Source organism: Cupriavidus sp. 05T42 (assembly GCF_056396345.1).
Map to the genome: position 1 here is coordinate 328,025 of NZ_JBFTLH010000004.1, position 23,443 is coordinate 351,467.

General features: G+C 67.1%; 22 protein-coding genes and 1 tRNA gene. 12 read left to right on the forward strand and 11 right to left on the reverse strand.

The genetic code is table 11. The annotated features are described in order from the left end of the window. Positions 1 to 98 precede the first annotated feature (98 nt). Positions 99 to 539: a hypothetical protein gene (locus AC1EJR_RS07640; RefSeq protein WP_477146964.1), complete on the forward strand. Its 441-nt coding sequence runs from the start codon at positions 99 to 101 to the stop codon at positions 537 to 539. 129 nt (positions 540 to 668) lie between these two features. Here AC1EJR_RS07640 and AC1EJR_RS07645 read toward each other — a convergent pair whose 3' ends face one another. Then, positions 669 to 920, reverse strand: coding sequence for a hypothetical protein (locus AC1EJR_RS07645; RefSeq protein WP_092291006.1), 252 nt, complete (start codon positions 918 to 920; stop codon positions 669 to 671). A gap of 190 nt (positions 921 to 1,110) precedes the next feature. On the opposite strand from AC1EJR_RS07645, the gene AC1EJR_RS07650 reads away from it, so the two are divergent. From AC1EJR_RS07650 to AC1EJR_RS07660, 3 genes are all read left to right on the forward strand, one after another. Then, positions 1,111 to 2,028, forward strand: coding sequence for a LysR family transcriptional regulator (locus AC1EJR_RS07650; protein ID WP_441591584.1), 918 nt, complete (start codon positions 1,111 to 1,113; stop codon positions 2,026 to 2,028). Positions 2,029 to 2,143: 115 nt separating this feature from the next. Then, on the forward strand, positions 2,144 to 2,329 hold the full coding sequence (locus AC1EJR_RS07655) for a type II toxin-antitoxin system HicA family toxin (protein ID WP_441591585.1): 186 nt from the start codon (positions 2,144 to 2,146) through the stop codon (positions 2,327 to 2,329). 15 nt (positions 2,330 to 2,344) lie between these two features. Further along, the gene (locus tag AC1EJR_RS07660; protein ID WP_441591586.1) at positions 2,345 to 2,764 is read left to right on the forward strand and encodes a type II toxin-antitoxin system HicB family antitoxin; all 420 of its coding nucleotides are present in this window, start codon (positions 2,345 to 2,347) and stop codon (positions 2,762 to 2,764) included. Positions 2,765 to 2,828: 64 nt separating this feature from the next. On the opposite strand, the gene AC1EJR_RS07665 is transcribed toward AC1EJR_RS07660, so the two are convergent. From AC1EJR_RS07665 to AC1EJR_RS07680, 4 genes are all read right to left on the reverse strand, one after another. Next, positions 2,829 to 5,537 (reverse strand): DNA topoisomerase III, encoded by a 2,709-nt coding sequence (locus AC1EJR_RS07665; RefSeq protein ID WP_477146965.1) that lies wholly within the window; start codon positions 5,535 to 5,537, stop codon positions 2,829 to 2,831. A gap of 165 nt (positions 5,538 to 5,702) precedes the next feature. Further along, the gene (locus AC1EJR_RS07670) at positions 5,703 to 6,104 is read right to left on the reverse strand and encodes a thioredoxin family protein (RefSeq protein WP_149137045.1); all 402 of its coding nucleotides are present in this window, start codon (positions 6,102 to 6,104) and stop codon (positions 5,703 to 5,705) included. A gap of 75 nt (positions 6,105 to 6,179) precedes the next feature. Then, a complete protein-coding gene (gene dprA, locus AC1EJR_RS07675) occupies positions 6,180 to 7,343 on the reverse strand; it encodes a DNA-processing protein DprA (protein WP_477112781.1) in 1,164 nt (387 codons plus the stop codon). Continuing rightward, positions 7,340 to 8,515 (reverse strand): LysM peptidoglycan-binding domain-containing protein, encoded by a 1,176-nt coding sequence (locus tag AC1EJR_RS07680; protein WP_092291000.1) that lies wholly within the window; start codon positions 8,513 to 8,515, stop codon positions 7,340 to 7,342. The genes dprA and AC1EJR_RS07680 overlap by 4 nt, the downstream gene beginning before the upstream one ends. A 161-nt stretch (positions 8,516 to 8,676) precedes the next feature. Here AC1EJR_RS07680 and def point away from each other — a divergent pair, with 161 nt between their 5' ends. From def to AC1EJR_RS07720, 8 genes are all read left to right on the forward strand, one after another. After that, a complete protein-coding gene (def, locus tag AC1EJR_RS07685) occupies positions 8,677 to 9,183 on the forward strand; it encodes a peptide deformylase (protein WP_092290998.1) in 507 nt (168 codons plus the stop codon). A gap of 110 nt (positions 9,184 to 9,293) precedes the next feature. Next, complete coding sequence (gene fmt / locus AC1EJR_RS07690; protein WP_477110832.1) at positions 9,294 to 10,289, forward strand: methionyl-tRNA formyltransferase; 996 nt, start codon at positions 9,294 to 9,296, stop codon at positions 10,287 to 10,289. Positions 10,290 to 10,429: 140 nt separating this feature from the next. After that, complete coding sequence (gene htpX / locus AC1EJR_RS07695; RefSeq protein ID WP_092290994.1) at positions 10,430 to 11,290, forward strand: zinc metalloprotease HtpX; 861 nt, start codon at positions 10,430 to 10,432, stop codon at positions 11,288 to 11,290. Between the two features lie 128 nt (positions 11,291 to 11,418). Beyond that, positions 11,419 to 12,792 (forward strand): 16S rRNA (cytosine(967)-C(5))-methyltransferase RsmB, encoded by a 1,374-nt coding sequence (rsmB, locus tag AC1EJR_RS07700; RefSeq protein WP_092290992.1) that lies wholly within the window; start codon positions 11,419 to 11,421, stop codon positions 12,790 to 12,792. Between the two features lie 8 nt (positions 12,793 to 12,800). Beyond that, positions 12,801 to 13,691 (forward strand): DUF4390 domain-containing protein, encoded by an 891-nt coding sequence (locus AC1EJR_RS07705; protein WP_477146966.1) that lies wholly within the window; start codon positions 12,801 to 12,803, stop codon positions 13,689 to 13,691. Continuing rightward, complete coding sequence (locus AC1EJR_RS07710) at positions 13,688 to 16,168, forward strand: sensor histidine kinase (protein ID WP_477146967.1); 2,481 nt, start codon at positions 13,688 to 13,690, stop codon at positions 16,166 to 16,168. The genes AC1EJR_RS07705 and AC1EJR_RS07710 overlap by 4 nt, the downstream gene beginning before the upstream one ends. 51 nt (positions 16,169 to 16,219) lie before the next feature. Continuing rightward, entirely contained in the window at positions 16,220 to 16,939 is a 720-nt protein-coding gene (locus AC1EJR_RS07715) for a response regulator (protein WP_092290986.1), read from the forward strand. A 62-nt stretch (positions 16,940 to 17,001) separates the two neighbouring features. Further along, positions 17,002 to 17,077, forward strand: a tRNA-Phe gene (locus AC1EJR_RS07720). A gap of 60 nt (positions 17,078 to 17,137) precedes the next feature. Here the strand turns inward: AC1EJR_RS07720 and AC1EJR_RS07725 are convergent. From AC1EJR_RS07725 to AC1EJR_RS07750, 6 genes are all read right to left on the reverse strand, one after another. Further along, positions 17,138 to 18,619 carry a dihydrolipoyl dehydrogenase family protein gene (locus AC1EJR_RS07725; RefSeq protein ID WP_441591592.1) on the reverse strand — a complete coding sequence of 494 codons (1,482 nt, stop codon included), beginning with the start codon at positions 18,617 to 18,619 and terminating at the stop codon, positions 17,138 to 17,140. Positions 18,620 to 18,688: 69 nt separating this feature from the next. Continuing rightward, positions 18,689 to 19,618: a patatin-like phospholipase family protein gene (locus tag AC1EJR_RS07730; protein ID WP_477110831.1), complete on the reverse strand. Its 930-nt coding sequence runs from the start codon at positions 19,616 to 19,618 to the stop codon at positions 18,689 to 18,691. Positions 19,619 to 19,637: 19 nt separating this feature from the next. Beyond that, a complete protein-coding gene (locus AC1EJR_RS07735) occupies positions 19,638 to 20,078 on the reverse strand; it encodes a PaaI family thioesterase (protein ID WP_477146968.1) in 441 nt (146 codons plus the stop codon). Positions 20,079 to 20,173: 95 nt separating this feature from the next. Continuing rightward, entirely contained in the window at positions 20,174 to 21,688 is a 1,515-nt protein-coding gene (locus AC1EJR_RS07740) for a tripartite tricarboxylate transporter permease (protein ID WP_092290978.1), read from the reverse strand. A 19-nt stretch (positions 21,689 to 21,707) separates the two neighbouring features. Further along, the gene (locus AC1EJR_RS07745; RefSeq protein ID WP_092290976.1) at positions 21,708 to 22,190 is read right to left on the reverse strand and encodes a tripartite tricarboxylate transporter TctB family protein; all 483 of its coding nucleotides are present in this window, start codon (positions 22,188 to 22,190) and stop codon (positions 21,708 to 21,710) included. A gap of 128 nt (positions 22,191 to 22,318) precedes the next feature. Next, a complete protein-coding gene (locus AC1EJR_RS07750; RefSeq protein WP_092290974.1) occupies positions 22,319 to 23,275 on the reverse strand; it encodes a Bug family tripartite tricarboxylate transporter substrate binding protein in 957 nt (318 codons plus the stop codon). Positions 23,276 to 23,443: the final 168 nt, after the last annotated feature.

A 23,443-nucleotide genomic window follows, 5' to 3' on the forward strand; every position in this document is an offset into this window, starting at 1 on the left:
CTGGAGCGGGTTACAGGGCCTCACAACTGGTTACAGCAACGGCACGGCTCGTTCTCTACACTCCGGTTCCAGATGCACGACTGATAAAGGAAAACACGATGTCTCGCCATMTTCGCACCCTCACTCTGGCCCTTGCCCTCTCCGCGGCTGCGCTGCCGGCGTTTGCAGGGGGTGACCTGAACAATGCACTCGGCGGTGGTCTGGGCGGCGTGGCTGGCGCTGCCGTGGGCGGCGCGCTGGGCGGCAGCACCGGCTCCGTGATCGGCGGCGCGGTGGGCGGCGGCGCCGGCGGCGCGCTGACCTCCAGCAAGCGCGAACGCACCGGTGCCATCATCGGCGGCGCCCTGGGCGGCGGCGCCGGCACGGCGKCCGGCAACGCCATGGGCGGCCGTACGGGCGGCCTGGTGGGTGCGGGCCTGGGCGGCGCGGCCGGTGCGGCGCTGGGCGGCAACGTCTCGCGCAGCAACTCCTACGACGACGATCGCCGCTACTACAAGAAGAGCAAGCATCGCCGCCATGGCCATCGCCACGACGACTAAGTCATTGGCGGGTAACGAAAAAACGGGCCTTCGGGCCCGTTTTTCCATGGCGCGCAGCAAACATCGCGCGCATAAACAAAAAGCCCGTACCGGTCAGGTACGGGCTTTTTGGCGACTGGCGGGCTCAGATCAGAGCGCGGCGCCGTCGGTGTAGACGTCGAAGTTGCCAGCACGGGCGCCTTCGCCGAAGGAGTCGAACTTGCCAGTGCGGGCGCCTTCACCGAACGAATCGAACTTGCCGGTGCGGGCACCGTCGGTGAACGAGTCGAACCTGGTGGACTTGGCGCCGTCGGTGTACGGGTCGAACGAGGTCTTGGCGAACGCCGGGGCGGCGGAGAGGGCGGCAACCAGGGCAACGGTCAGGGCAAATTGGCGCTTCATGGCAAATCCTTTCGTTTTTCGTGGATGCCGGCGCTCGGAATGTGGATGTTGCGATGCGGCATCAGGTGATGCGATATTAGGCATTCCCCTGATATGAATAAATATTGCCATCCACAATGATTGATTGTGCTTTTCACAATAAATCCCCCGGATCGTGTAAAAGTTCACGGGTGAATCGGGAGACTATGTCATGGATCGGCTTCAATCGATGCGCGTCTTCGCCAAGGTGGTGGAACTTGGCAGTTTTGCACGTGCGGCGCAGCAATTGGAAATGTCCAATGCCGTGGTCACGCGCTATGTGGCGGACCTGGAAAGCCACCTGGGCACCCGGCTGCTGAACCGCACCACCCGCAGCCTCTCGCTGACGGACGCCGGCGAAACCTACCTCCAGCGCTGCGGCCAGATCCTCGAGGATGTGGAAGAAGCCGAATCGGTGGTCACGGCGCGCAGCCAGTCGCTCTCGGGCACGCTGCGGCTGGTGGCGCCGGTCATGTTCGGCCTCCACCTGCTGCCGCAGACCCTGGAACGCTTCCAGCAGCTCTACCCGGACGTGGTGTTCGACGTGCTGCTCTCGGACCGTATCGTCGATATCGTGGAAGAAGGCCGGGATGTTGGTGTGATGCTGTCCGACCTGGGTCTCGGCTCGCACCTCGTGGCACGGCCGCTGATTTCGGCCGAAGTCATCCTGTGTGCCTCGCCCGGCTACCTGCGCGCGCACCCACCGCTGCGTAATGCCCAGGACCTCGCCAACCACCGCTGCATCGCCATGCGGCTGCCGACGGCCGAGCACGAATGGACGCTCTCCGGCCCCGAAGGCGACGTCACGGTCGCGATCCGGCCGGGCCTGCTGTGCAGCAACGCCGAACTGGCCCACCAGGCCGCGCTGGCCAATATGGGCATCGCCATGCTGTCCTCCTATCTCGCCCGGCCCAACATCGAAGCCGGCCGCCTCACGCACATCCTGCCCCAATACCAACTGCCGCGCCGCGACGTGAGCGTGGTCTACCCCAGCCGGAAGTTCCTGCCGACCAAGGTGCGCGCCTTCATCGACTTCCTGCTCGAGGAAGGCACGAAGCGGGCCGGCGAAGCCAGCGGACAGAAGCCGTAGTCAAACGCGACTCGAAACACGCCACCCAAAACGCAACAAAAATGTTGTAGAATTTCACAACAAAACACAACATTTGTGTTGTACCATGCACACCTCCCGACGCATCTGGAGGCGCATGAAATACAGCGAGTTTCGGAAATGGCTGCGCCAGCAAGGTGCCACGTTTGAGCGGCACCGAAGCGGCTCGAGCCACTACCGGGTGACGCTCCGTGGCAGGACCACCATCTTTCCGGACCATGGTTCCAAGGAAATGGGCACGGGACTGGTCGAAGCCATCAAGAAGCAGCTCGGTATCAAGTAAGCGGGGAGGCCCCAAATGTACGCGTACCCAGTCAACCTCACGCCGGATGACAACGGCACATTGCTTGTCACTTTCCCCGACGTTCCCGAAGCGACCTCGGTTGGCGAGGATGAAGCGGACGCGCTCGTGGAGGGCCTCGACGCCCTCGAGGCGGCTTTCGAGATCTATTTCCAGGAGAAGCGCATTATTCCGCGAGGCTCGAAGCCAAAGCGAGGCCAACGCACCGTGGTGCTGCCCGCGCTTGTCGCGGCCAAGGTCCAACTGGCAAACGAGTTGCTGACCCAAGGGGTGCGCAAGGCGGAACTGGCGCGGCGGCTGGCGCTGCATATGCCGCAAGTCGACCGACTGCTGGATCTGCGCCACTCGTCCAAGATCGAACAGATCGAAGCGGCGTTCCACCAGTTGGGCAAGCGCCTGGAGGTGCTGGCGGTCTGATTCCGCCGCGTTGCCTGCCTTCGTCGCTCGAAGAAAGCCCGCCCGGCTCGCGCCGCGCGGGCTTTTACTCTTCGGCGTCGGCCGTCKCCTTGGTGGCGGCGCGGGTCTTCTTGGCGGCCGGGGTCTTGGCGGTGGCGGTCTTGGTCGCGGTCTTCGTTGCAGCCTTCTTGGCGGGCGCCTTCTTCGCGGCTACCTTCTTCGCCGCCGGCTTGGCCGTGGCGGCTTCGGTCTCGGCACCTTCGGCCGCTTCAGTGGCCTTGGCCCCCTTGGCGGTCTTGGCTGCGGCGCCCTTGGCGCCAGCCTTCGGCTCACGTACCTCGAACTCGAAGCCGATCTTGCCGTCCGGCTGCTTCACCAGGAACGCCTTGAAGTTGCGGCCCGTGCGGGACGACTTGAAGCCGGTCAGCAGGTCTGTCTTGCCGGCCGTCAGCAGCTTGCCGATCTGCTCGCGCGAGATTTCCTGCTGCAGGATGATCTTGCCGGTGGTGAAATCGCAGGTCTTCTCGCTGCCTACGGCATTCTCGCAGACGTACTTCATGCCGTGCTCGTAGACCGCGCCGMTGCACTTCGGGCACGACCCCACCGGGGTCTGGGCGCTGAAGTCGATCGGCTCGCCATCGGCGTCATCGTCGTTCTGGCCGAAGTCGAACTCCATCTTCCAGTTGCCGTCGTCGCCCTTGGCCAGCTTCAGGATGGCCGCGAACGGCCGGCCCATCTTGCTGCGGAAGCCCTGCAGCGGACCAATTTCCTTCTTCAGCAGCAGTTCCTCGACTTCCTCGATCTCGAACTGGCGGCCGCCCGGGATCTTGCTGATCGAGAACTCGCACGCGGTGCAGGCAAAGCGGCGGTAGTTTTCCTTGACCTGGCCGCCGCACTGCGGGCACGGGGTGTCCAGCGTGGCGTAGTCGCCCGGAATGGTGTCGCTGTCGTATTCCTTGGCGCGCTTGACGATCTGCTGCGTCATCTGCGCGATCTCACGCATGAATTCGTCGCGCTTGAGCCGGCCGCGCTCGATCTGCGACAGCTTGTGCTCCCACTCGCCGGTCAGCTCGGCCTGCGTCAGTTCGAGCACGCCCAAGCCGCGCAGCAGCGTCATGAGCTGGAACGCCTTGGCGGTCGGGATCAGTTCGCGGCCCTCGCGCACGAGGTACTTCTCGGTCAGCAGCCCTTCGATGATGGCTGCGCGCGTGGCCGGCGTGCCGAGGCCCTTGCCTGCCATGGCCTCGCGCAGCGCGTCGTCGTCGACGAGCTTGCCCGCGCCTTCCATCGCCGAGAGCAGCGTGGCTTCGTTGTAGCGCGCCGGCGGGCGCGTGGTCAGGCCGACGGACTCGACCTTGTCGGTCTTGACGCGCTCGCCCTTGTCCACCGGCACCAGGTTGGCGTCCTTGTCGTCCTTGCCCTGCGCCTCGCGGCCATAGATCACCAGCCAGCCCGGATTGACCAGGACCTTGCCCTCGGTCTTGAAGTGGTGGCCGGCCACTTCGGTGATACGGGTGGTCACCTGGAACTCGGCAGCCGGGAAGAACACCGCCAGGAAGCGGCGCACCACCAGGTCATACAGCTTCTGCTCGGGCTCGGACAGGTTCTTGGGCGCCTGCAGCGTCGGGATGATGGCGAAGTGATCGCTGATCTTGCTGTTGTCGAAGATCTTCTTGTTCGGCTTCACCCAGCCGCTGGCCAGGATCTTCTTGGCGTGGGTCAGGTAGTTGGGCGAGCTGTCGGCCAGCATGCCCATGGTCTCCTTGACCGTCTCCAGGTAGTCCTCGGGCAGCGCGCGGGCGTCGGTACGCGGGTACGTCAGCACCTTGTGCTTTTCGTACAGCGCCTGGGCCAGGCCCAGCGTGTTCTTGGCGGAGAAGCCGAAACGCGAGTTGGCCTCGCGCTGGAGCGTGGTCAGGTCGAACAGTGCCGGCGACTGCTGCGTCGACGGCTTCGATTCCTCGGTGACGGTGCCCGGCTTGTCGCGGCAGGCGGCCACGATGCTCTTGGCCTCGGCCTCGCTCCACAGGCGCGCCTCGCGCGCCTCGGGGTCGAACTCGTTCTTCTTGAACTTCGGGTCGAACCAGCGGCCTTCATAGAGGCCCTTGGCGGCGATGAACTCGGCGTGCACCTCCCAGTAGTCGCGCGCCACGAAGTGTTTGATCTTCTCCTMGCGCTCCACCACGATCGACAGCGTCGGGGTCTGCACCCGGCCCACCGTGGTCAGGAAGAAACCGCCGCCCTTGCTGTTGAACGCGGTCATCGCCCGGGTGCCGTTGATGCCGACCAGCCAATCGGCCTCCGACCGGCAGCGCGCGGCATCGGCCAGCGGCATCATTTCCAGGTCGTCGCGCAACTGCGCAAACCCGTCGCGGATGGCCTGCGGCGTCATCGACTGCAGCCACAGCCGGCGCACCGGCTGCTTGGCCTTGGCCTGTTGCGCGATCAGGCGGAAGATCAGTTCCCCCTCGCGCCCCGCATCGCAGGCGTTGATCAGGCCGGTCACGTCCTTGCGCTTGATCAGCCGGTTCAGCACCTTCAGCCGCGATTCGGTCTTCTGGATCGGGCGCAGGTCGAAGTGCGGCGGTATCACCGGCAGATTGGCGAAGCTCCACTTGCCGCGCTTGACCTCGTAGTCGTCCGGCGCGGCAATCTCCACGAGGTGGCCCACGGCCGAAGACAGCACGTAGTCGTCGCTCTCGAAGTACTCGTCGTGCTTGGTAAAGCCCCCGAGGGCGCGCGCGATATCGGCGGCGACCGATGGCTTTTCCGCGATGATGAGGGCTTTAGACATTGAACGGGTCCTTGCGGCGCGGCCCCCTCCAGGGGAAGCCAGCGCCTCTTGATTGGCACTGCTAATTATGTAAACAGCACGCCTGGGCTTTGAGGCGCCAATAATAAGCGCGCATCCGTCGGCGGTGCAAGCAAACGCCGCCTGAGGCTCAGGCAGCACATGGCATCAGCCGGGGTGGCTCTCGAGTAACCAGTCGAGCACTTCGGGAATTTCCGATGCGGCCGCGGGCATCGACGCCCCACGGTCCAGCATTCGCTCCAACACTTCCAGATGAGGTAGCACCGTGCCGTAAAAATGCGGATCGCCGCCGGCCACGGGCTGGATCAGCACCGTCGGAAAATTCTCAATGTCGATGTCCTCGCCGAGCCGGTCGGCGTGGGTCTCGATATCGATCCAGACAAAGCAGTCGCCGGGATAGCGCGCTGCCAGCGCCGCAAAGCCACTCATATAGTCCTTGCACGTCCCGCACCAGTCCGCGCACAGGCAGGCCACCAGCCGGCCCGCTGGCCGCGCGGCCAACGCCTGGCGCAGCGCCGCGGCGTCTTGTTCGGGAAAGTAAACGGTCATGGCAGTCGAAAACATGAGCAGCCTACGGMACCAGCCGCGGCAATTGCCGGCAGATTGTATAGAGTTTGGCGCCCCTTACCCGAGCCGCCGGTAGCGGTTGCCCGGTAATCGCTCCACCGCGCCGGCCAGTTCCAGCTGTAAAAGCGCTGCCGACGCCGCATCCGCCGACATTCCGCTGCAGGCGCACAAGGCGTCTAGTGTCACAGGATCATAGGCGAGGGCGGCGCCGAATGCGTCGGCGGGGGTCGGGCGGGGGTCGGCAACCTCCGCCCCGGCGGGTCTGGCCGATGACGGGGCGAGGTCGGGAAACTCCTCCACGATGTCCTCGAGGCTTTCCACCAGCTTGGCGCCCTGCCGGATCAACCGGTGACAGCCTTTCGAGAGCGGCGCGTGCATCGAGCCGGGTATCGCGAACACCTCGCGCCCCAGCTCCGACGCCAGCCGCGCCGTGATCAGCGACCCCGACCGCTCGGCCGCCTCGACCACCAGCACGCCCTGGCCCAGTGCCGCGATCAGCCGGTTCCGCTTGGGGAAGTGGTGGCTCACCGGCGGCGTTCCAAGGGGAAATTCGCTGAGGATGGCGCCGCCTCGGTCGACGATCTCATGCGCCAGCGCGTGATGGCGTGCCGGATACACCACATCGATACCCGTGCCGATGACGGCAATCGTGCCGCCGGCGCCGGACATCGCCCCCGCATGGGCCGCTGCATCGATACCGAGCGCGAGGCCGGACACCACCGTGAATCCCGCCCCGGACAGGGCAGCGGCAAACGCGTGGGCGTCCTTCGCCCCCTGCACGGTGGCCTTGCGCGCGCCGACGATGCCGATGGACGGCGCTGCCAGCGCATCGCGCCGGCCATTGACGTGGAGGAGGAGCGGGGGATCGGCGAGGTCGAGCAGCCGCGCCGGGTAATCGCTATCGGCGAGCGTGACGAGGTGATGGTTGGGTACGGCAAGCCATGCCTCGGTACGCGCGATCAGCGCGGCCAGCGTGGCATCGGGCGGGGCGGTCAGGATTTGGGCGATGGCGGGCGGCACCAGCCCATGCAGTCGGGCAGCGGGCTGCGCCAGCACCGCCGACGGCAGGCCGAACGCGCCCAGCAGCCGGCGCGCGGCCGCTGCGCTCAGTCCTGGCGTGGCGATCAGCCGCAGCCACGCCGCAACGTCGGCCAGCCCCGCATCCTTGCCCAGGGCCGGCCCGGAGACTTGCGCGCCCTCCGGCGCGCGCCAACCGGTCAACGTGGCGTCGTGGCGATGTCGCCAACCTTCATCAGGTTCGTGGCATCGGTGACCAGCGCGTACGAGATACCCGGGAACACGCGATACACATAGGCCAGCCCGTACCGGTCGTCGGGCAGCCGGATGGTGCGATTGCTGTCCGTCGGATCCTTGACCAGACCGCCGTCACGCGAGAGCGCCAGCACATGGCCCGGCTCGAGCCCGGCATCGGTGCCCACGTTCAGCACCACCACCTGCTTGGCGCCGCCGTACTGCACGCCGCCATATACGGCTGCGATGCGGGCATTCACGTCGGTCTCGGGCGCGTGCGGCACATAGCGCACCAGCTCGCGCGGGGGCTGGGGCAGCAGCAGTGTGCCGGGGCCCATTTCCTGCAGCGACTGAGTGGCCTGCACCGTGGTCACGGCGTCCGGGCCCTCGGGCGGACGCGAGACGCGCACGCTGCCCTGGTATTCGGCCTCGAAGCCAATCACCTTGTTGGTGATCGGATCACGCACCGGCAAGGCCGGCTTGAAGGCCTGCCAGTCGCTGCCGATGGAGGCATCGCCGGGGCCAATGCCGCGCGCGTAGCCGGTATCGCCACGGCCCATGTAGACACGGGCATCGGGCAGGGCCACGAGGCGCGCCGAGGTATCGACGGTGTCCTTGTCCACCACCAGCGGGCGGATCAGGAACGGCTCGATGTCGGCCGCCGGAATGCTCAGGATCGCGTCGCCATCGGCGCCTTCGCCCCGCATGCGCGGCGAGAGGCGGCCATCGCCACTCGCGCCGCCCGGTGCGGTCGTGCTCAGGTAGGCGCGGCCATCGCGGGTGACCAGATACAGGGTCTGGCCCGGATAGATCAGGTGGGGATTGCGGATCTGCTGCTTGTTCATGCCCCACAGCTCGGGCCAGCGCCAGGGCTGGCGCAGGAAGCGGCCCGAGATGCCCCACAGGGTGTCGCCGGAGCGCACCGTGTACTGGCCCGGCGCGCTGGGCGCCAGATCGGCAACTGGAATGCCTTGCTGTGCCGTCCGGTCGGCTTGCGCCTGCTGCGCCGGCGAGACACTGAGGTCTGCGGCCTGGACGGTCATGCCCGCCCCGGCAGTGATGCCGGCGACACTTAGCATGAGAAGGGTGAACGCGTGCAGCCTGCGGCCCGACGCCGCTTGTTCTTTGGTAAGATCGCGCATTTTCGTGAACCGGTCGGTGTAGCGACCGGATTGACCCTAGAGAGCGTGCCTGCTGCGGCCCGCCTTGATTTTTTGTACTTGCGCCCCGATTCTGCATGTAAACACCCGTCGCCGCAACGCGGCCGGGCAGTAGACAGCACCTGGCGTTGCGCCCGAGCATCATGGCAAAACTCGACATCCTCACCTACCCCGATCCCCGCCTGCACAAAGTGGCCAAGCCCGTGGAGGTGGTGGATGACCGCATCCGCACGCTGGTGCGCGACATGGCCGAAACCATGTACGAAGCGCCGGGCATCGGCCTGGCCGCCACGCAGGTGGATGTGCACGAGCGCGTGATCGTGATCGACCTCTCCGAGACGCGCGACGCCCTCCAGGTCTTCATCAACCCGGAAATCGTCTGGGCCAGCGACAACCGCAAGGTCTGGGAAGAGGGCTGCCTGTCCGTGCCCGAGGTCTACGACCGCGTGGAGCGCCCGGACCGCGTGCGCGTACGCGCGCTGAACGAAAAGGGCGAAGCCTTCGAACTCGATGCCGACGATCTGCTCGCTGTATGTATACAGCACGAGATGGATCACCTGATGGGCAAGGTGTTCGTCGAGTACCTGTCGCCGCTCAAGGTCACCCGCATCAAGCAGAAGCTCCAGAAGCGCGTCCGTTCGCGGATGTAACAGCGGTGCCGCCGCGCCGGCGCCGTCTGCTATCGTTAACCCCTCCGAAGCACCCAATGCACCCGGCCGCCACCATGCGGCCGGTGGCGTTTTTATCGCGGAACCCTGCCATGACCCAAGCCCAGCCACTGCGCGTTGCCTTTGCCGGCACCCCGGAATTCGCGCGCGTCGCCCTGGAGGCCATCCACGCCGCAGGCTTCCCGGTGGTGGCCGTGCTGACCCAGCCGGACCGCCCGGCGGGCCGCGGCATGCAGCTGCAGGCCAGCCCAGTCAAACAGTTTGCGCTCGATGCCGGCCTCGGGCCGGTACTGCAGCCGCGCTCGCTGCGCCGCCAGGGCAAATATCCCGAGGAAGCCGGCGCGGCCGTCGATGCGCTGGCGGCCACGGCGCCCGATGTCATGGTGGTGGCCGCCTACGGCCTGATCCTGCCGGCCGAGGTGCTGACGCTGCCGCGCCATGGGTGCCTGAACATCCACGCCTCGCTGCTGCCGCGCTGGCGCGGCGCGGCGCCGATCCACCGTGCCATCGAGGCCGGCGATGCCGAGAGCGGCATCACGCTGATGCAGATGGACGAAGGGCTCGACACGGGCGGCATGCTCTCCCGCGAGGCCGTGCCGATCGGCCCGCTGGACACCACCGGCACGCTCCATGACACGCTGGCGGCGCTGGGCGGGCGGATGATCGTCGCGGCGCTGCAGCAACTGGCGGCCGGCCAGCCGCTGGCCGCCACGCCCCAGCCCGAGGCCGGCGTGACCTATGCCGAGAAGATCGCCAAGGACGAAGCGCCGCTCGACCTGCGCCGCCCGGCCACGGCGCTGGCTGGCCAGGTGCGCGCCTTCAACCCCTTCCCCGGKGCCACGGTGCAGGTGGGCGACACCGTCATCAAGTGCTGGCAGGCGCTGCCGCTGGCCAGCTCGACGCCGCTGCCGCACCCGCCCGGCACTGTGCTGGCGGCCGACGCCAGCGGCGTGATCATCGCCTGCGGCGAGGGCAGCGCGCTCCAGGTCACCGAACTCCAGAAGCCGGGCGGCCGCCGCCAGCCGGCGCAACAGTTCCTGCAGGGCCAGCCGCTGCCGCCGGGCACGCGCTGCCTCGTGCCGGCGTGACGCAATCTCCACATCCGTCTGCAAAAACCCTGCTACGGACATTGAATTTCCGGCAATCGGTCCCGATCTAACCGTCAACGCGTCCCGCAGGGGCGGGTACGCGGGGATGTACGTCGATTGTCGATTTGGGAGACTTTTCCATGTTCAACTGGGTCAAGACCTTCATGCTGATGGCCGCCATCACGGCGCTGTTCATCGTCATCGGGGGCATGATCGGGGGCCGCAGCGGGATGATGTTCGCGCTGTTGATCGCGCTGGGCATGAATTTCTTTTCCTACTGGTTCTCGGACAAAATGGTCCTGCGCATGTACAACGCGCAGGAAGTGGACGCCGGCACGGCGCCGCAGTTCTACAACATGGTGCAGGAGCTGTCCCAGCGCGCCGGGCTGCCGATGCCGCGTGTGTACCTGATCAACGAGGACGCGCCGAACGCGTTTGCCACGGGGCGTAACCCCGAGCACGCGGCGGTGGCGGCCACCACGGGCATCCTGCGCGTGCTGTCTGACCGCGAGCTGCGCGGCGTGATGGCGCACGAACTGGCGCACGTGAAGCACCGCGATATCCTGACCTCGACCATCGCGGCCACGATGGCCGGTGCGATCTCGGCGTTGGCCAACATGGCGATGTTCTTCGGCGGGCGCGACGAGAACGGCAATCGGTCCAATCCGATCGCCAGCATCGCCGTGGCGATCCTGGCCCCGCTGGCGGCCTCGCTGATCCAGATGGCGATTTCCCGGGCGCGTGAATTCGAGGCCGACCGGGGCGGCGCCGAGATCAGCGGCGACCCGCAGGCGCTGGCCAGCGCGCTGGACAAGATCCACCGCTACGCGCAGGGTATCCCGTTCCAGGCCGCCGAGGCGCACCCGGCCACGGCGCAGATGATGATCATGAACCCGCTCTCGGGCGGCGGCATCGCCAACCTGTTCTCGACCCACCCGGCCACCGAGGAGCGCGTTGCGCGGCTGATGCACATGGCGCAGACGGGCACCTATCCCGCCTGAGGCCGGCCGCGCGCCCCGAGTCCGGGTAAACTGCCCGCTGTGTTCCCCGGAACCGGCGGGCTTTTTTTGTGATCGGCACGCCGTGCCGGTCACTGTCATTCATAGCATTTTCAGAATTCTCGTATTCCATGCGCCTGCAACACGATTCACTTGCCTTCCAGATGCTCGGCGCCGCCGCGGCGGTACGCGGCGTCAATGAAGGCACGGCCCTGCCGCAGGCCATCGAAGACGTCGCCACGCACCTGCGGCTCGACCGCGTGCGCGACGCCGCCACGCGCGGCGCCGTGCAGGACCTGGCCTATCGCACCGTGCGCCAGTTCGGCACCACGCGCGCGCTGGTCACCGAACTGGTMACGCGCCCGCCCGGCGCGCTCGTCGATTCCCTGCTGGCCGTGGCCCTGGCGCTGCTGCTGGAAGGCGAGGAGGGCGATGCCAGCAAGGTCGGGCGCGGTGGCTACAGCGATTTCACCGTGGTAGACCAGGCCGTCAGCGCGGCCGCATCMGAGCCGAAGACCGCCCACGCGCGCGGCCTGGTGAACGCGGTGCTGCGCCGCTTTTTGCGTGAACGTCAGCAACTGATGCAGACCGTCAACCAGGACGAGGAAGCGCGCTACAACCTGCCGTCCTGGTGGCTGGCGCAGCTGCGCAAGGCGTACCCGGACCAGTGGACTACGTTGGCGGAGAGCGTCAACGCCCGGCCGCCGATGACGCTGCGCGTGAACACGCAGCGCATGTCGGTGCCGGAGTATCTGACTGAACTGGCCAACGCCGGCATGGCCGGCACGGTCGTGGGCGAGCAGGCGGTGCGGCTGGTCCGCGCGTTCCCGGTCTCGCAGGTGCCCGGCTTTGCCGAAGGCGATGTGTCGGTGCAGGACGCCGGCGCGCAACTGGCCGCGCCCCTTTGCGAATTGTCTGATGGCATGCGCGTGCTCGATGCCTGCGCGGCCCCCGGCGGCAAGACCGGCCACCTGCTGGAGCTGGCCGACATCGACGTCACCGCCGTGGAGAGCGACGCGCAACGCGCCGCCCGCATCCACGAAAACCTTGCCCGCCTGGGCCAGCGCGCCAACGTGATCGTCGGCGACGCGAGCCGGCCCCAGGACTGGTGGGACGGCCAGCCGTTCGATCGCATCCTGGCGGACGTGCCGTGCTCGGCGTCGGGCATCGTGCGGCGCCATCCCGATATCCGCTGGCTGCGCCGCGAGACAGATATCGCGCGCCTCGTCAATGAGCAGCGTCGCATCGTGTCTCAACTTTGGCCGCTGCTGAAGCCGGGCGGCATCCTGGTGTACGTGACCTGTTCTATTTTCCCAACGGAAGGCGAGGAGCAGGCGCTCTGGTTTGGTGCGCAGCTACCAGATGCGATACGATTGCAAGCGCCGGGACAACTGCTGCCCGGTACGAAGGCGCCTGAAACGGCCAGCCTGCCAACCGGTTCGCCATCGGGTCTGCCTACCGATCACGATGGCTTCTACTACGCCCGCTTCCAGAAACGCGCCTGATCCCACCGATGCCGAGCCCGCTGCGCTTGTTCGTCCACCGAGTCCCGGGCCGCGCAACGCGCGAGGCGCCGGCGCTCGCGCTGGCCAATAGCGGCCGGCGTGCGCTGGGCACCCTTGGCACACTCAGCATTTGGGCCGTCACCGCATGGCTGCTGCTGAGCCTGCTGCTAGCGCTGACGCCCCGCGCCGAGGCGCAGCTCATCGAGAATTCCGAAGCGAAGATCGAATACCAGGACGGCGGCTTCGAGCTGGCCACTTCGTTCGATTTCGACCTGCCGCCGGCGCTGGAAGACGCGCTGCACAAGGGCATTCCGCTCTATTTCGTGGTCGAATTCCAGCTCTCGCGCCCGCGCTGGTACTGGTTCGACGAGAAGCCGGTGAACACCAACCGCAGCGTGCGCCTGTCGTATCAGCCGCTGACGCGTCAGTACCGCGTTTCCACGGGCGGGCTGCAACTGCCGTTCAACCGCCTCAAGGGCGCGCTGCAGTTCATCCAGCAGGTGCGTGGCTGGCGCGTGTTCGAGCGCGGCGACGTGCGGCGCGGCGAAACCTATCACGCCGAGCTGCGCATGCGGCTCGACCTCTCGCAGCTGCCGAAGCCGTTCCAGATCAATGCGGTGAACACGCGCGAGTGGAACCTGTCGTCCGAGTGGAAGCGCTTCAACTACACCGTGCCGACCAACCTCGACGCGCCGCAGCCGCTGCCCCCACCGCCGGCCCCGATGCCGGCCTCACCGCCTGCGGCACCCCCGGCACCGCCCGCTGCGCCGRCCATCCCCGGCTCCGCGCCCGCCGCGGCCTCCGCGCCATCAGCCGATGCCCGCACGCCGTTCTCGCAGACCGTCTCCACGGTCCTGTCTCCGAGCCAATTGGTACAGCCCGCATCGAGCCCGCCATGAACGGAGCGATCTGGGACAGCCGATTCCGCCGCGTGCTCTATCGCGTCGTGGTGGGGATCATCGTCTTCCTGGCGCTGGTCCTGGTGGGCCTGCTGGCCGGGGCCTCGGCCAACACCGAATTCTTCGATCGCTATTTCACCCTGCTGTTCAAGGTCAACCTCGTCGTCGGCGCGCTGCTTGTGCTGACCGTGGGCGCGTTGGCCATGACGCTGTGGGTGCGCTACCGGCGCGGCAAGTTCGGCACGCGGCTGATGACCAAGCTGGCCGTGTTCTTCGGCGTGGTGGGCRTGCTGCCGGGCGTGCTGATCTACCTGGTCTCGCTGCAGTTCGTCTCGCGCAGCATCGAATCCTGGTTCGATGTACGCGTGGAAACGGCGCTCGAGGCCGGGCTGAACCTGGGCCGGTCCACCATCGACAGCCAACTGGCCGATCTGCAGGGCAAGGCCCGGCTGATGGCGGACCAGCTCACGGGGTCGTCGGGCATGGCCACGTCGCTGCAACTGAACCGGCTGCGCGAGCAGTACGGCGTGCAGGAGGCCGCGATCTTCACCGGCAGCGGCCGGGTGATGGCCACGGCGTCGAGCAGCTACGCCTCGCTGGTGCCGGACCTGCCGTCGGGCATGCTCGCCGAGCAGGCGCGGCTGGCCGGCGGCTATGCGGCCGTGGAGGGCGGCACCGAGCCCTCGGTGGACGGCAAGCGCACGGGCCCCATCGACAGTACCCACCTGTACCGCATCCGCGTGATCATTCCGCTCGGGCCGGCGCCGTCGCAGAACTCGACCGACGCGGAGGCGCAGGCCGCCGCCGTGGCTGCAGCCGCCGCGGTCCAGCGCGCGCAGCGCCCGCCGCGTGCCGGCATGTCCGCGCCCGGTGCCCGCTGGGCCGGGTCGGGGCTGTCCGTGGAGCGCCGCCCCGAGGACGCACCGGCTACCGGCTTCGGCCTGATGGGCGATACGGTGCGCGAGGAGCGCTACCTCCAGGTGCTGCACCCAGTGCCGGCCGTGCTCGCACGCAATGCCGACGAGGTCCAGCGCGCCTATCAGGAGTACCAGGAAAAGGCGCTGGGGCGCACCGGCCTGCGCAAGATGTACATCGGCACGCTGACCCTGACGCTGTTCCTGGCCGTGTTCATCGCCGTGATGCTGGCCCTGCTGCTGGGCGGCCAGCTCGCCCGGCCGCTGCTGATGCTGCTGCAGGGGACCAAGGAGGTGGCCGAGGGCGATCTCTCACCCAAGCGTGAACTTAAAAGCCGCGACGAACTGGGCATGCTGACGCAGCAGTTCAACGCGATGACGCGCCAGTTGTCCGAGGCCCGCATCGCCGTGGAGGAAAACCGCACCGCGCTGGAGCAGTCGAAGGCCTACCTGGAAAGCGTGCTGCAGAACCTGACCGCCGGCGTGCTGGTGTTCGACCGGCGCTTTGCGCTGCTGACCGCCAACCCCGGCGCCGAGCGCATCTTCCGCCAGCCCTTCGCCGGTGTGCTGGGCCAGCCGGCCGAGCAGATTCCAGGGCTGGGCGAGTTCACCGAGATCGTGCGCCAGGCGTTTTCCGAGCAGAACACCAGCGAGGTGCTGGGCGGCGCGCGGCACTGGCAGAAGCAGATCGAACTGCCGCAGGGCGACGAGGAACAGCCGCTGACGCTGCTGGTGCGCGGCGCCCACCTGCCGGGCGGCAGCCGCGACGAGCCCGGCTACGTGGTGGTTTTCGACGATATTTCCGATGTGATCTCGGCCCAGCGCTCGGTCGCCTGGGGCGAGGTGGCGCGCCGGCTGGCCCACGAAATCAAGAATCCGCTCACCCCGATCCAACTCTCGGCGGAGCGCCTGCAGATGAAACTTTCGCCGAAATTGGAGACAACCGATGCGGAAGTGCTAAAGCGCGGGGCCGCAACGATCGTTAACCAAGTGGCGGCAATGAAACGCATGGTTGACGACTTCCGCGATTACGCGCGTACGCCGCCCGCCGTAGTGCAGACGCTGGCGCTGAATCACCTGGTGGCAGAAGTCTTGCATCTGTATGGGATCGACGAGCCCGGGGTGCACGAGCATCCCGTGATCCATTCGGCGCTGGGGCCCGATTTGCCTGAAATAAAGGGAGATCCGACCCAGTTGCGGCAGGTGATCCACAACTTGCTGCAGAATGCGCAGGATGCGGTGGCGGACAACGTGGCGGCCGGTAGGGCGGCGCCCCATATCACTCTGCACACCGAGACTGTAGAATACAAAGATTCTGCTGGCGAAGACCGGCAGGCCGTCAAGCTGTCCATCGCGGACAATGGTCCAGGATTCGCACCCCGTATTCTCAGTCGGGCGTTCGAACCGTATGTGACCACGAAAGCCAAGGGTACGGGTCTCGGGCTGGCGATGGTAAAGAAGATCATTGACGAACACGGCGCGCGCATCGAGTTACGCAATCGCATGGACGGCGCCGAGATCATCGGGGCACAGATCTCGATCCTGTTCGTTAAACTGGCATAGTCAAACTGCGTCACCGTCCGGTGGCGCTGCGGTGGGGTTAAGAGGGGAAGTATGGCAACCATCCTCGTAGTCGACGACGAAATGGGCATCCGGGAATTACTCTCGGAGATCCTGAGTGACGAAGGCCATGTGGTCGAAGTGGCGGAGAACGCCCAGCAGGCACGCGAGTACCGTGCGGCCGGGACGCCCGATCTGGTATTGCTCGATATCTGGATGCCAGATACCGATGGCGTCAGCTTGCTCAAGGAATGGTCGGCACAGGGTTACCTGACGATGCCGGTCATCATGATGTCTGGCCACGCCACGATTGACACCGCTGTGGAGGCGACCAAGATTGGCGCGCTGAACTTCCTCGAGAAGCCCATCGCGCTGCAGAAGTTGCTGTCCGCCGTGGAGCAAGGCTTGGCGCGCGGCATCGAACGCCCGCGTACGGCGCCGACGGCGGCCAGCGCGGCGCCTGCCGCCACCTCTGCCACGGGCGAAGCCGCCGCGGCCGCGCTGGCGCCCGCCGAGATGCCCGCGGAGATCGCCGCGAACGGCAATCCGGCACGCCTGCCCGAGGCCGAGATGCACTTCTCCTTCGACATGCCATTGCGTGAGGCACGCGATCTGTTCGAGCGTGCCTATTTCGAATACCACCTGGTGCGCGAACACGGCAGCATGACACGCGTGGCCGAGAAGACCGGCCTCGAACGGACCCACCTGTACCGCAAGCTCAAGCAGCTCGGCGTGGAGCTGGGTCGCAACAAGCCCGAGCCCACCGAACAATGACCGACAGTGATGCACGGGGCGCTTGACTGGCCGGTTTCGCGCTGATATAGTTTCGCTTCTTTGGCCCGGTAGCTCAGTCGGTAGAGCAGAGGATTGAAAATCCTTGTGTCGGCGGTTCGATTCCGTCCCAGGCCACCAGATACAAGAAAACGGACGCTTCGGCGTCCGTTTTTGCGTTTGGGGTCAATGGTTTAGCGCCTACCCGAACATCTCCTCCGCCACCGTCGGATGCAGGGGCAGGGTCGTCTTCAGGTGCGAGGCCTTGAGCCCCAGCCGCAGCGACACCGCCAGCGCCTGGATGATCTCGGGCGCGGCGTTGTCCATCAAATGCACGCCGAGCACCCGGCCGCTGCGCGCGTTCAGCACCAGCTTGATCATCGACTGTTGCGAACTGCCGCCGAAGCGGTTTTCCAATGAGACGAATCGCTTGATTTCGGTGCGGATGCGCTCCGGCTTCCCCGCGTCCTCGATGGCCTGCGCCTCCGTCATGCCCACCACGCCGATGGCCGGCTCGCAGAACACGGCCGTGGGCACGATGTCGAAATCGGCCAGGTCGCCGCGCTTGCCGAACAGGCGGTCCGCGACCCAGCGGCCCTGTGCGATGGCCACCGGCGTCAGGTGCAGGTTCTCGGCCATGCAGTCGCCCACCGCGTACAGCGCGCGCTCCGCGCTGCGGAACTGGCGGTCCACAACGATGCCGCCCTTTTCGCCCAGTTCGATGCCGATGTCCTCGAGCCCCAGCCCCTCCACATTGGCCTGCCGACCGATGGCCGACAGCACCGCCTGGGCGCGCACGGTCTGGGTACGGCCCGGGTTGCCGTCCTGCGTATAGCAGACCTCGGTCGCGCCATTGGCCTGCGAGAGCAGCGTCACCTCGGTATTGAAATGCAGGCGGATGCCCTTGGCGGCCAGCGCCCCGGCCAGCGAGGCGGAGACGTCGTGGTCGAAGCGCGGCAGCAGTCGGTCCTCGCGCACGAGCAGGTCGACCTTGACCCCGTAGCGCGACAGGATCGACGCCAGTTCCACGGCGATATACCCCCCGCCGATCACCACCATCGACGCCGGCACGGTCTGCCACGTGAACACATCGTCGGACGTGCTCGCCAGCTCGCCGCCGGGCACCGAAAGTACGCGCGGCCGCGCGCCCGTGGCGATCAGCGTCTTGCGGGTGCGCAGGGTTTCGTTGCCGACGACGATCTCGGTCGGGCTCGTCAGCCGGGCCTCGCCGTGCAGGATCTCCACGCCGGCCTCGGTCAGCCGCTGGGCATAAGACGCGTTGAGACGCGCGACCTCGGCATTGACCCGCACGATGGCATCGCGCCAGTCCTCCTTGCCGCCCGTGTGAGACAGGCAATCGGACAAAATGGCCGCCCAGGTGGCACCGTAGGACAGCATCTTCTTGGGCACGCAGCCGCGATTGACGCAGGTGCCGCCGATGGCGCCACGTTCGACCAGGATCACGCGCGCGCCCAGCGACGCCGCGCGCCGGGCCGCCGCTACGCCGCCGGAACCCGCGCCGATGACGACGAGGTCCGCCTCGCGCGCCTTGCCCGGCCGGCCATTGCGCTTGCGGCGCGGCACGTTCTCCACCACGGGCGCCGCGCTGATCTCGCGCGCGCGGCGGCGCTCCTTGGCCGGTGCCGGGGTGGCGGTCTCGGGTGTTGCCTGGCGCTTAGTCATCCATGTCTCCTTGTACGCGGCGCATCGCCGCATTCAACACGACCGACCGGCGCCCGTGGGCGCAACCACTCAGGGCGCCGGCAACAATTCCTCGTCCCGGATCGTGGGCCAGTCGCGCAGAAACGCTTCCGCGTCGCGCCGGCCCAGATCGTAGGCATGTGTCATGGCCTCGGGCCGGGTGTAGTCCCAGCTCGAGATGGGTACGCGCTGCGACGGCTGCAGGTACAGCCGGCGCTGGCCGCCCTCCGCCAGCACGAAGCGGGGCGGGCGCGGGTACAGCCGCGTCACCAGCACCAGCACGTTGCCGGGGGCCGGGTCGAGCGCATCGACGGGCACGTTGTCCACCAGCCCGCCATCGAGCACCGCGCGCCCATGGCGCTTCAGTACCGGTGTGAACGGCGGCGTGGAGGCCGACTGCAAGAGCAGATCGGCCAGATCCTCGGGCGAAGCACAATCCTGCGCGCGCACGAACTCGGGCCGGAAGCCCAGCTTGCGGCCCAGCCGCGGGTGCAGCGTCTTGAGGAGGTGCTTGTCGATGTTGTACGCGAGCAGCCCGGCGGCCACGGCCAGGCGCGGGCCGCTCCACGGCGGGATATGCGCCACGCCGATGCGGATCTCGGGCGCGGCCTGGAGCCGCGCGAGCCGGTTATCGCCGAACAGCGACAGCAGCGCGTTGCGATAGATGCCGTAATGCGGAAACACGCGCTCGCGCCGCAGCAGGTTGCCCCAGTAGGCGTTGCGCGTGTTGTTGGCCAGGATGTCGCGGTAATAGGCCATGGTCTGGTGCGAATCATGCGCATGGACCATGCACGCCGTAGCCGCCCCGGCCGAGATGCCCGCAATCACGCGCGGCCGCAGCGCCAGCTCGGGCGCCACGGTGTCCCACCAGCCGGCCTGCCACCAGCATCGGTTGCCGCCGCCGGCGAACACGATCTGGTCGAACGGCTGGGAAAGCGGCTGGGGAGGGGCGGAGGAGATTGGCGCGGCGCCAGTCATCATCGTCGGATGGTCCTGGATGTCAGAGCAGCGCGTAGGTGGTGGTGGCCTGCACCGCCAGCTTGCCGTCGGTGCCGGTCAGCTCGATCTCGCCGAACACCACGGTCTTGCCGAGCCGCAGCACGTTGGCGCGCACGCGCACGTCGCCGTCGATCACAGGCCGCATGAAGTTGGTGGTCAGGCTGACCGTGGTCATCGGGCGGAACTCCCCGAGCACCCGGGAGATGGCGACGATCATCGCCGTATCGGCTGCCGACATCAGTACCTGCCCGCACACCACGCCGCCGGCATGGCGAAAAGTCTCACTGAACGGCAGGCGCAGCGTCACGCCCTGGTCGTCCACCGCCTCGGCTCGCAGGCCAAGCTGGCGCACCCACGGGGCGAGCACGCGTTCCAGCGTGGCATCGACATCAGCCAGGGTGAAGGCGGGCGCTGMGGTMGGTGCGGAGGTCGGTTCCGGCATGGCGATCCTGTCGAGCGGGTTTCGCCAATGATACAGGGGGCCGCAGCCCCCCGTGTGATGCACTGCAAGACCCCGCCGGCCGGGGCGGGCGACGGCTACGCCGCGTTGTCGGCAGCAGCGCGGGCACTGCTGCGGCTGGCGTGCCAGCGCAGCACGCGCGGCACCACCACCACGGCCACCGTCATCGCCAGAATCGTGGCGGAGATCGGCTGCTTGACGAACAGGCTCCAGTCGCCCTGGCCAATCGACAGCGCATTGCGCAGCTGCTTCTCGGCCATCGGCCCCAGGATCAGGCCGACGATGACCGGCGCCGTGGGGAAGTCGAAGCGGCGCATGGCCATGCCCAGCAGGCCGATCACGAACAGCAGCAGCAGGTCGAACCACGACTGGCGGATACCGTACGCACCGAGCCCCGCGAAGATCAGGATGCCGCCGTACAGCAGCGGCGTGGGCACGCGCAGCATGCGCACCCAGAGGCCGATCGCCGGCAGGTTCAGCACCAGCAGCATCACGTTGCCGATGTACAGCGACGCCAGCAGGCCCCAGACCAGATCGCCCGAGGTCTGGAACAGCATCGGACCGGGCTGGAGGTTGTAGTTCTGGAACGCCGCCAGCAGGATGGCGGTGGTGTTCGAGGTCGGAATGCCCAGCGTCAGCAGCGGCGCCAGCGTGGCCGTCACGGCGGCGTTGTTGGCGGCCTCGGGGCCGGCCACGCCCTCGATGGCGCCCACCTTGCCGAACTCGTCCTGGTGTTTGGAGAGCTTCTTTTCGGTCGCGTACGACAGGAAGGTCGGGATCTCCGCGCCGCCGGCCGGAATCAGCCCGAACGGGAAGCCGATCAGCGTGCCGCGCAGCCAGGCCGGCACCGAGCGCTTCCAGTCCGACTTGTTCATGTGGACGGAACTGAGCTTGTTGAACGAGCCKGCCGGCTGCGGGAAGAACGCGTTGAACAGCGCCTCGCCCACGGCGAACAGGCCCACGGCCACCACGACGATATCCACGCCGTCGTAAAGCTCCTGGATGTTCATCGAGTAACGGGTCTGGCCGGACAGCGAATCGATGCCGATCAGGCCGATGCCGAGCCCCAGGAACAGGCTGGTCATGCCGCGCAGCAGCGACGAGCCGAGCACGGCCGACACGGTCGTGAAGGCCAGCAGCATGATCATGAAGTACTCGCCCGGGCCGAACTGCAGCGCCACGTCCGCCGCCACCGGCGCGAACATCGACAGCAGCACGGTGGCGATGGTGCCCGCCACGAAGGAGCCGATCGCCGCCGTGGCCAGCGCCGGCCCGGCGCGGCCGTTCTTGGCCATCAGGTTGCCTTCCATGGCGGTGACCATGGTGGACGACTCGCCCGGCGTGTTCATCAGGATGGAGGTGGTCGAGCCGCCGTACATCGCGCCGTAGTAGATGCCGGCGAACATGATCAGCGCGGCGGTGGGTTCCACCTTGGCCGTCAGCGGCAGCAGCATCGCCACGGTCAGGGCCGGGCCAATGCCCGGCAGCACGCCGATGGCGGTGCCGAGGAAGCAGCCCACGAGGGCCCACATCAGGTTGATCGGTGTGATGGCGACGGCGAAGCCGTGCATCAACTGGTTCAGGGTATCCATGGCAATTCCTCCCGCCGGTTCAGAAGCCGGAGATCGACAAAAGGGGCAGCAGCGGCAGGTTGATGCCGAGCAAGAATTCAAACAACGCCCACATCGGCAGCGTCAGGCCCAGGCCGATCAGCGCATCGCGCACCAGCCGGCGGCTGCCGTAGCCGCGCGCCACGCAGACCATCATCAGCGTGGAGGACAGCACGAAGCCGAGCGTGCCGATCAGCGCCATGTTCAGCACCAGGCCCGCCGCTACCCACAGGAAGCCCTTGAAGTTGTGTGGCGCCTCGGGCAACTCGGCATCTTCCTCCGGCATATTGCGGAAGCCGCCGCGCACGCCCTGCCAGGTCAGCAGCGCGCCGCACACGGCCAGGCCGATGGCGACCAGGGTGGGCGCGAAGCGCGGCGACAGGCCGGCGTAGCCTTCCTCGCCCGAGATGCCGGACAGGCCGGCCAGGAAGAAGGCGGACAACGCCAGGACGGCGATGCCGATGGAGACATGCGATGGTTTCATGGTGGGCTCCCGGAGGGATGGCCACCACCCGCGCGGTCACGACGAGCGTGACAGGATTGTGATTATTGTTGGGGCGCGCGGGTGGGGCGGTGAGGMGAGTCGTGCAGTTGGCGATGAATMCGCCGGACTTACTTGGCAACGCCCAGTTCGCGCAGCGTGCCACCCAGGCGGGTCGACTCGGCATCCACGAACTTGCCGAACTCGTCGCCGGTCAGCAGGAAGGGCGTCCAGTCATTCTTCGTCAGGGCTTCCTTCCAGACCTTGTTCTCGGTGCCCTTGACCACGGCGTCGATCATCGCCTTGCGCTGCTCGGGCGTGATGCCCGGCGCGCCGTAGACGCCGCGCCAGTTATAGATCTCCACGTTCACGCCCTGCTCCTTGAGCGTGGGGATGTCGGCRGTGCGGTCCTTCGAGGTCACCGCCAGCGCGCGCATCTTGCCGCTCTTGATGAAGGGCAGGAACTCGGACACGCCGGCAATGCCCACGGTCACGTGGCCGCCCATGATCGACGCGGAGGCTTCGCCGCCGCCCGCGAACGGCACGTAGTTGATCTTTTTCGGATCCACGCCGATGTCCTTGGCGATCAGGCCGGCCAGGATGTGGTCGATCGAACCCTTCGAGCCACCACCCCAGCTCACGCTGCCCGGGTTGGCCTTGAGCTGCGCGGTCAGGTCCTTGATGGACTTCAGCGGCGAGCTGGCCGGCACGGTCAGGACCATGGTGTCGGCATACAGGCGGGCGATCGGCGTGGCGTTCTTCAGCGTCACGGGCGGATGGTTGGTCTCGATGGCACCGACCATCACCGCGCCGGTCACGATCAGCGCGTTGGGGTTGCCCTTGTCGGTGTTGACGAACTGGGTCAGGCCGATGGTGCCGCCGGCGCCGCCCTTGTTGTCATAGGACGCGGTCTTGGCGGTGCCTGCCGCGATCATCGCCGCGCCGATCGTGCGGCCGGTCTGGTCGTAGCCGCCGCCGGGGTTGGCGCCGATCATGACCTTCAGGCTGTCCACGGCGTAGGCCGGGGCCGCGGCCAGCGTGGCGGCGGCGAGGACGACATGGGCAAAGCGGGCAAGCGTGCGAGGCATCGCGGTCTCCTGTCTTTTTTTGGAATGGATAGCTAGTGATAGCTGTGGGCTGGATTCTAGAGGTCGGTAACTGTCAAAAGCCTGTCAAACCGACAGGAATTCGCATGGGGTTTACGTGGGGGTTGTCTGCTTTGTCTGGCCCCGCCGACACGCGCCGGACGGCACACG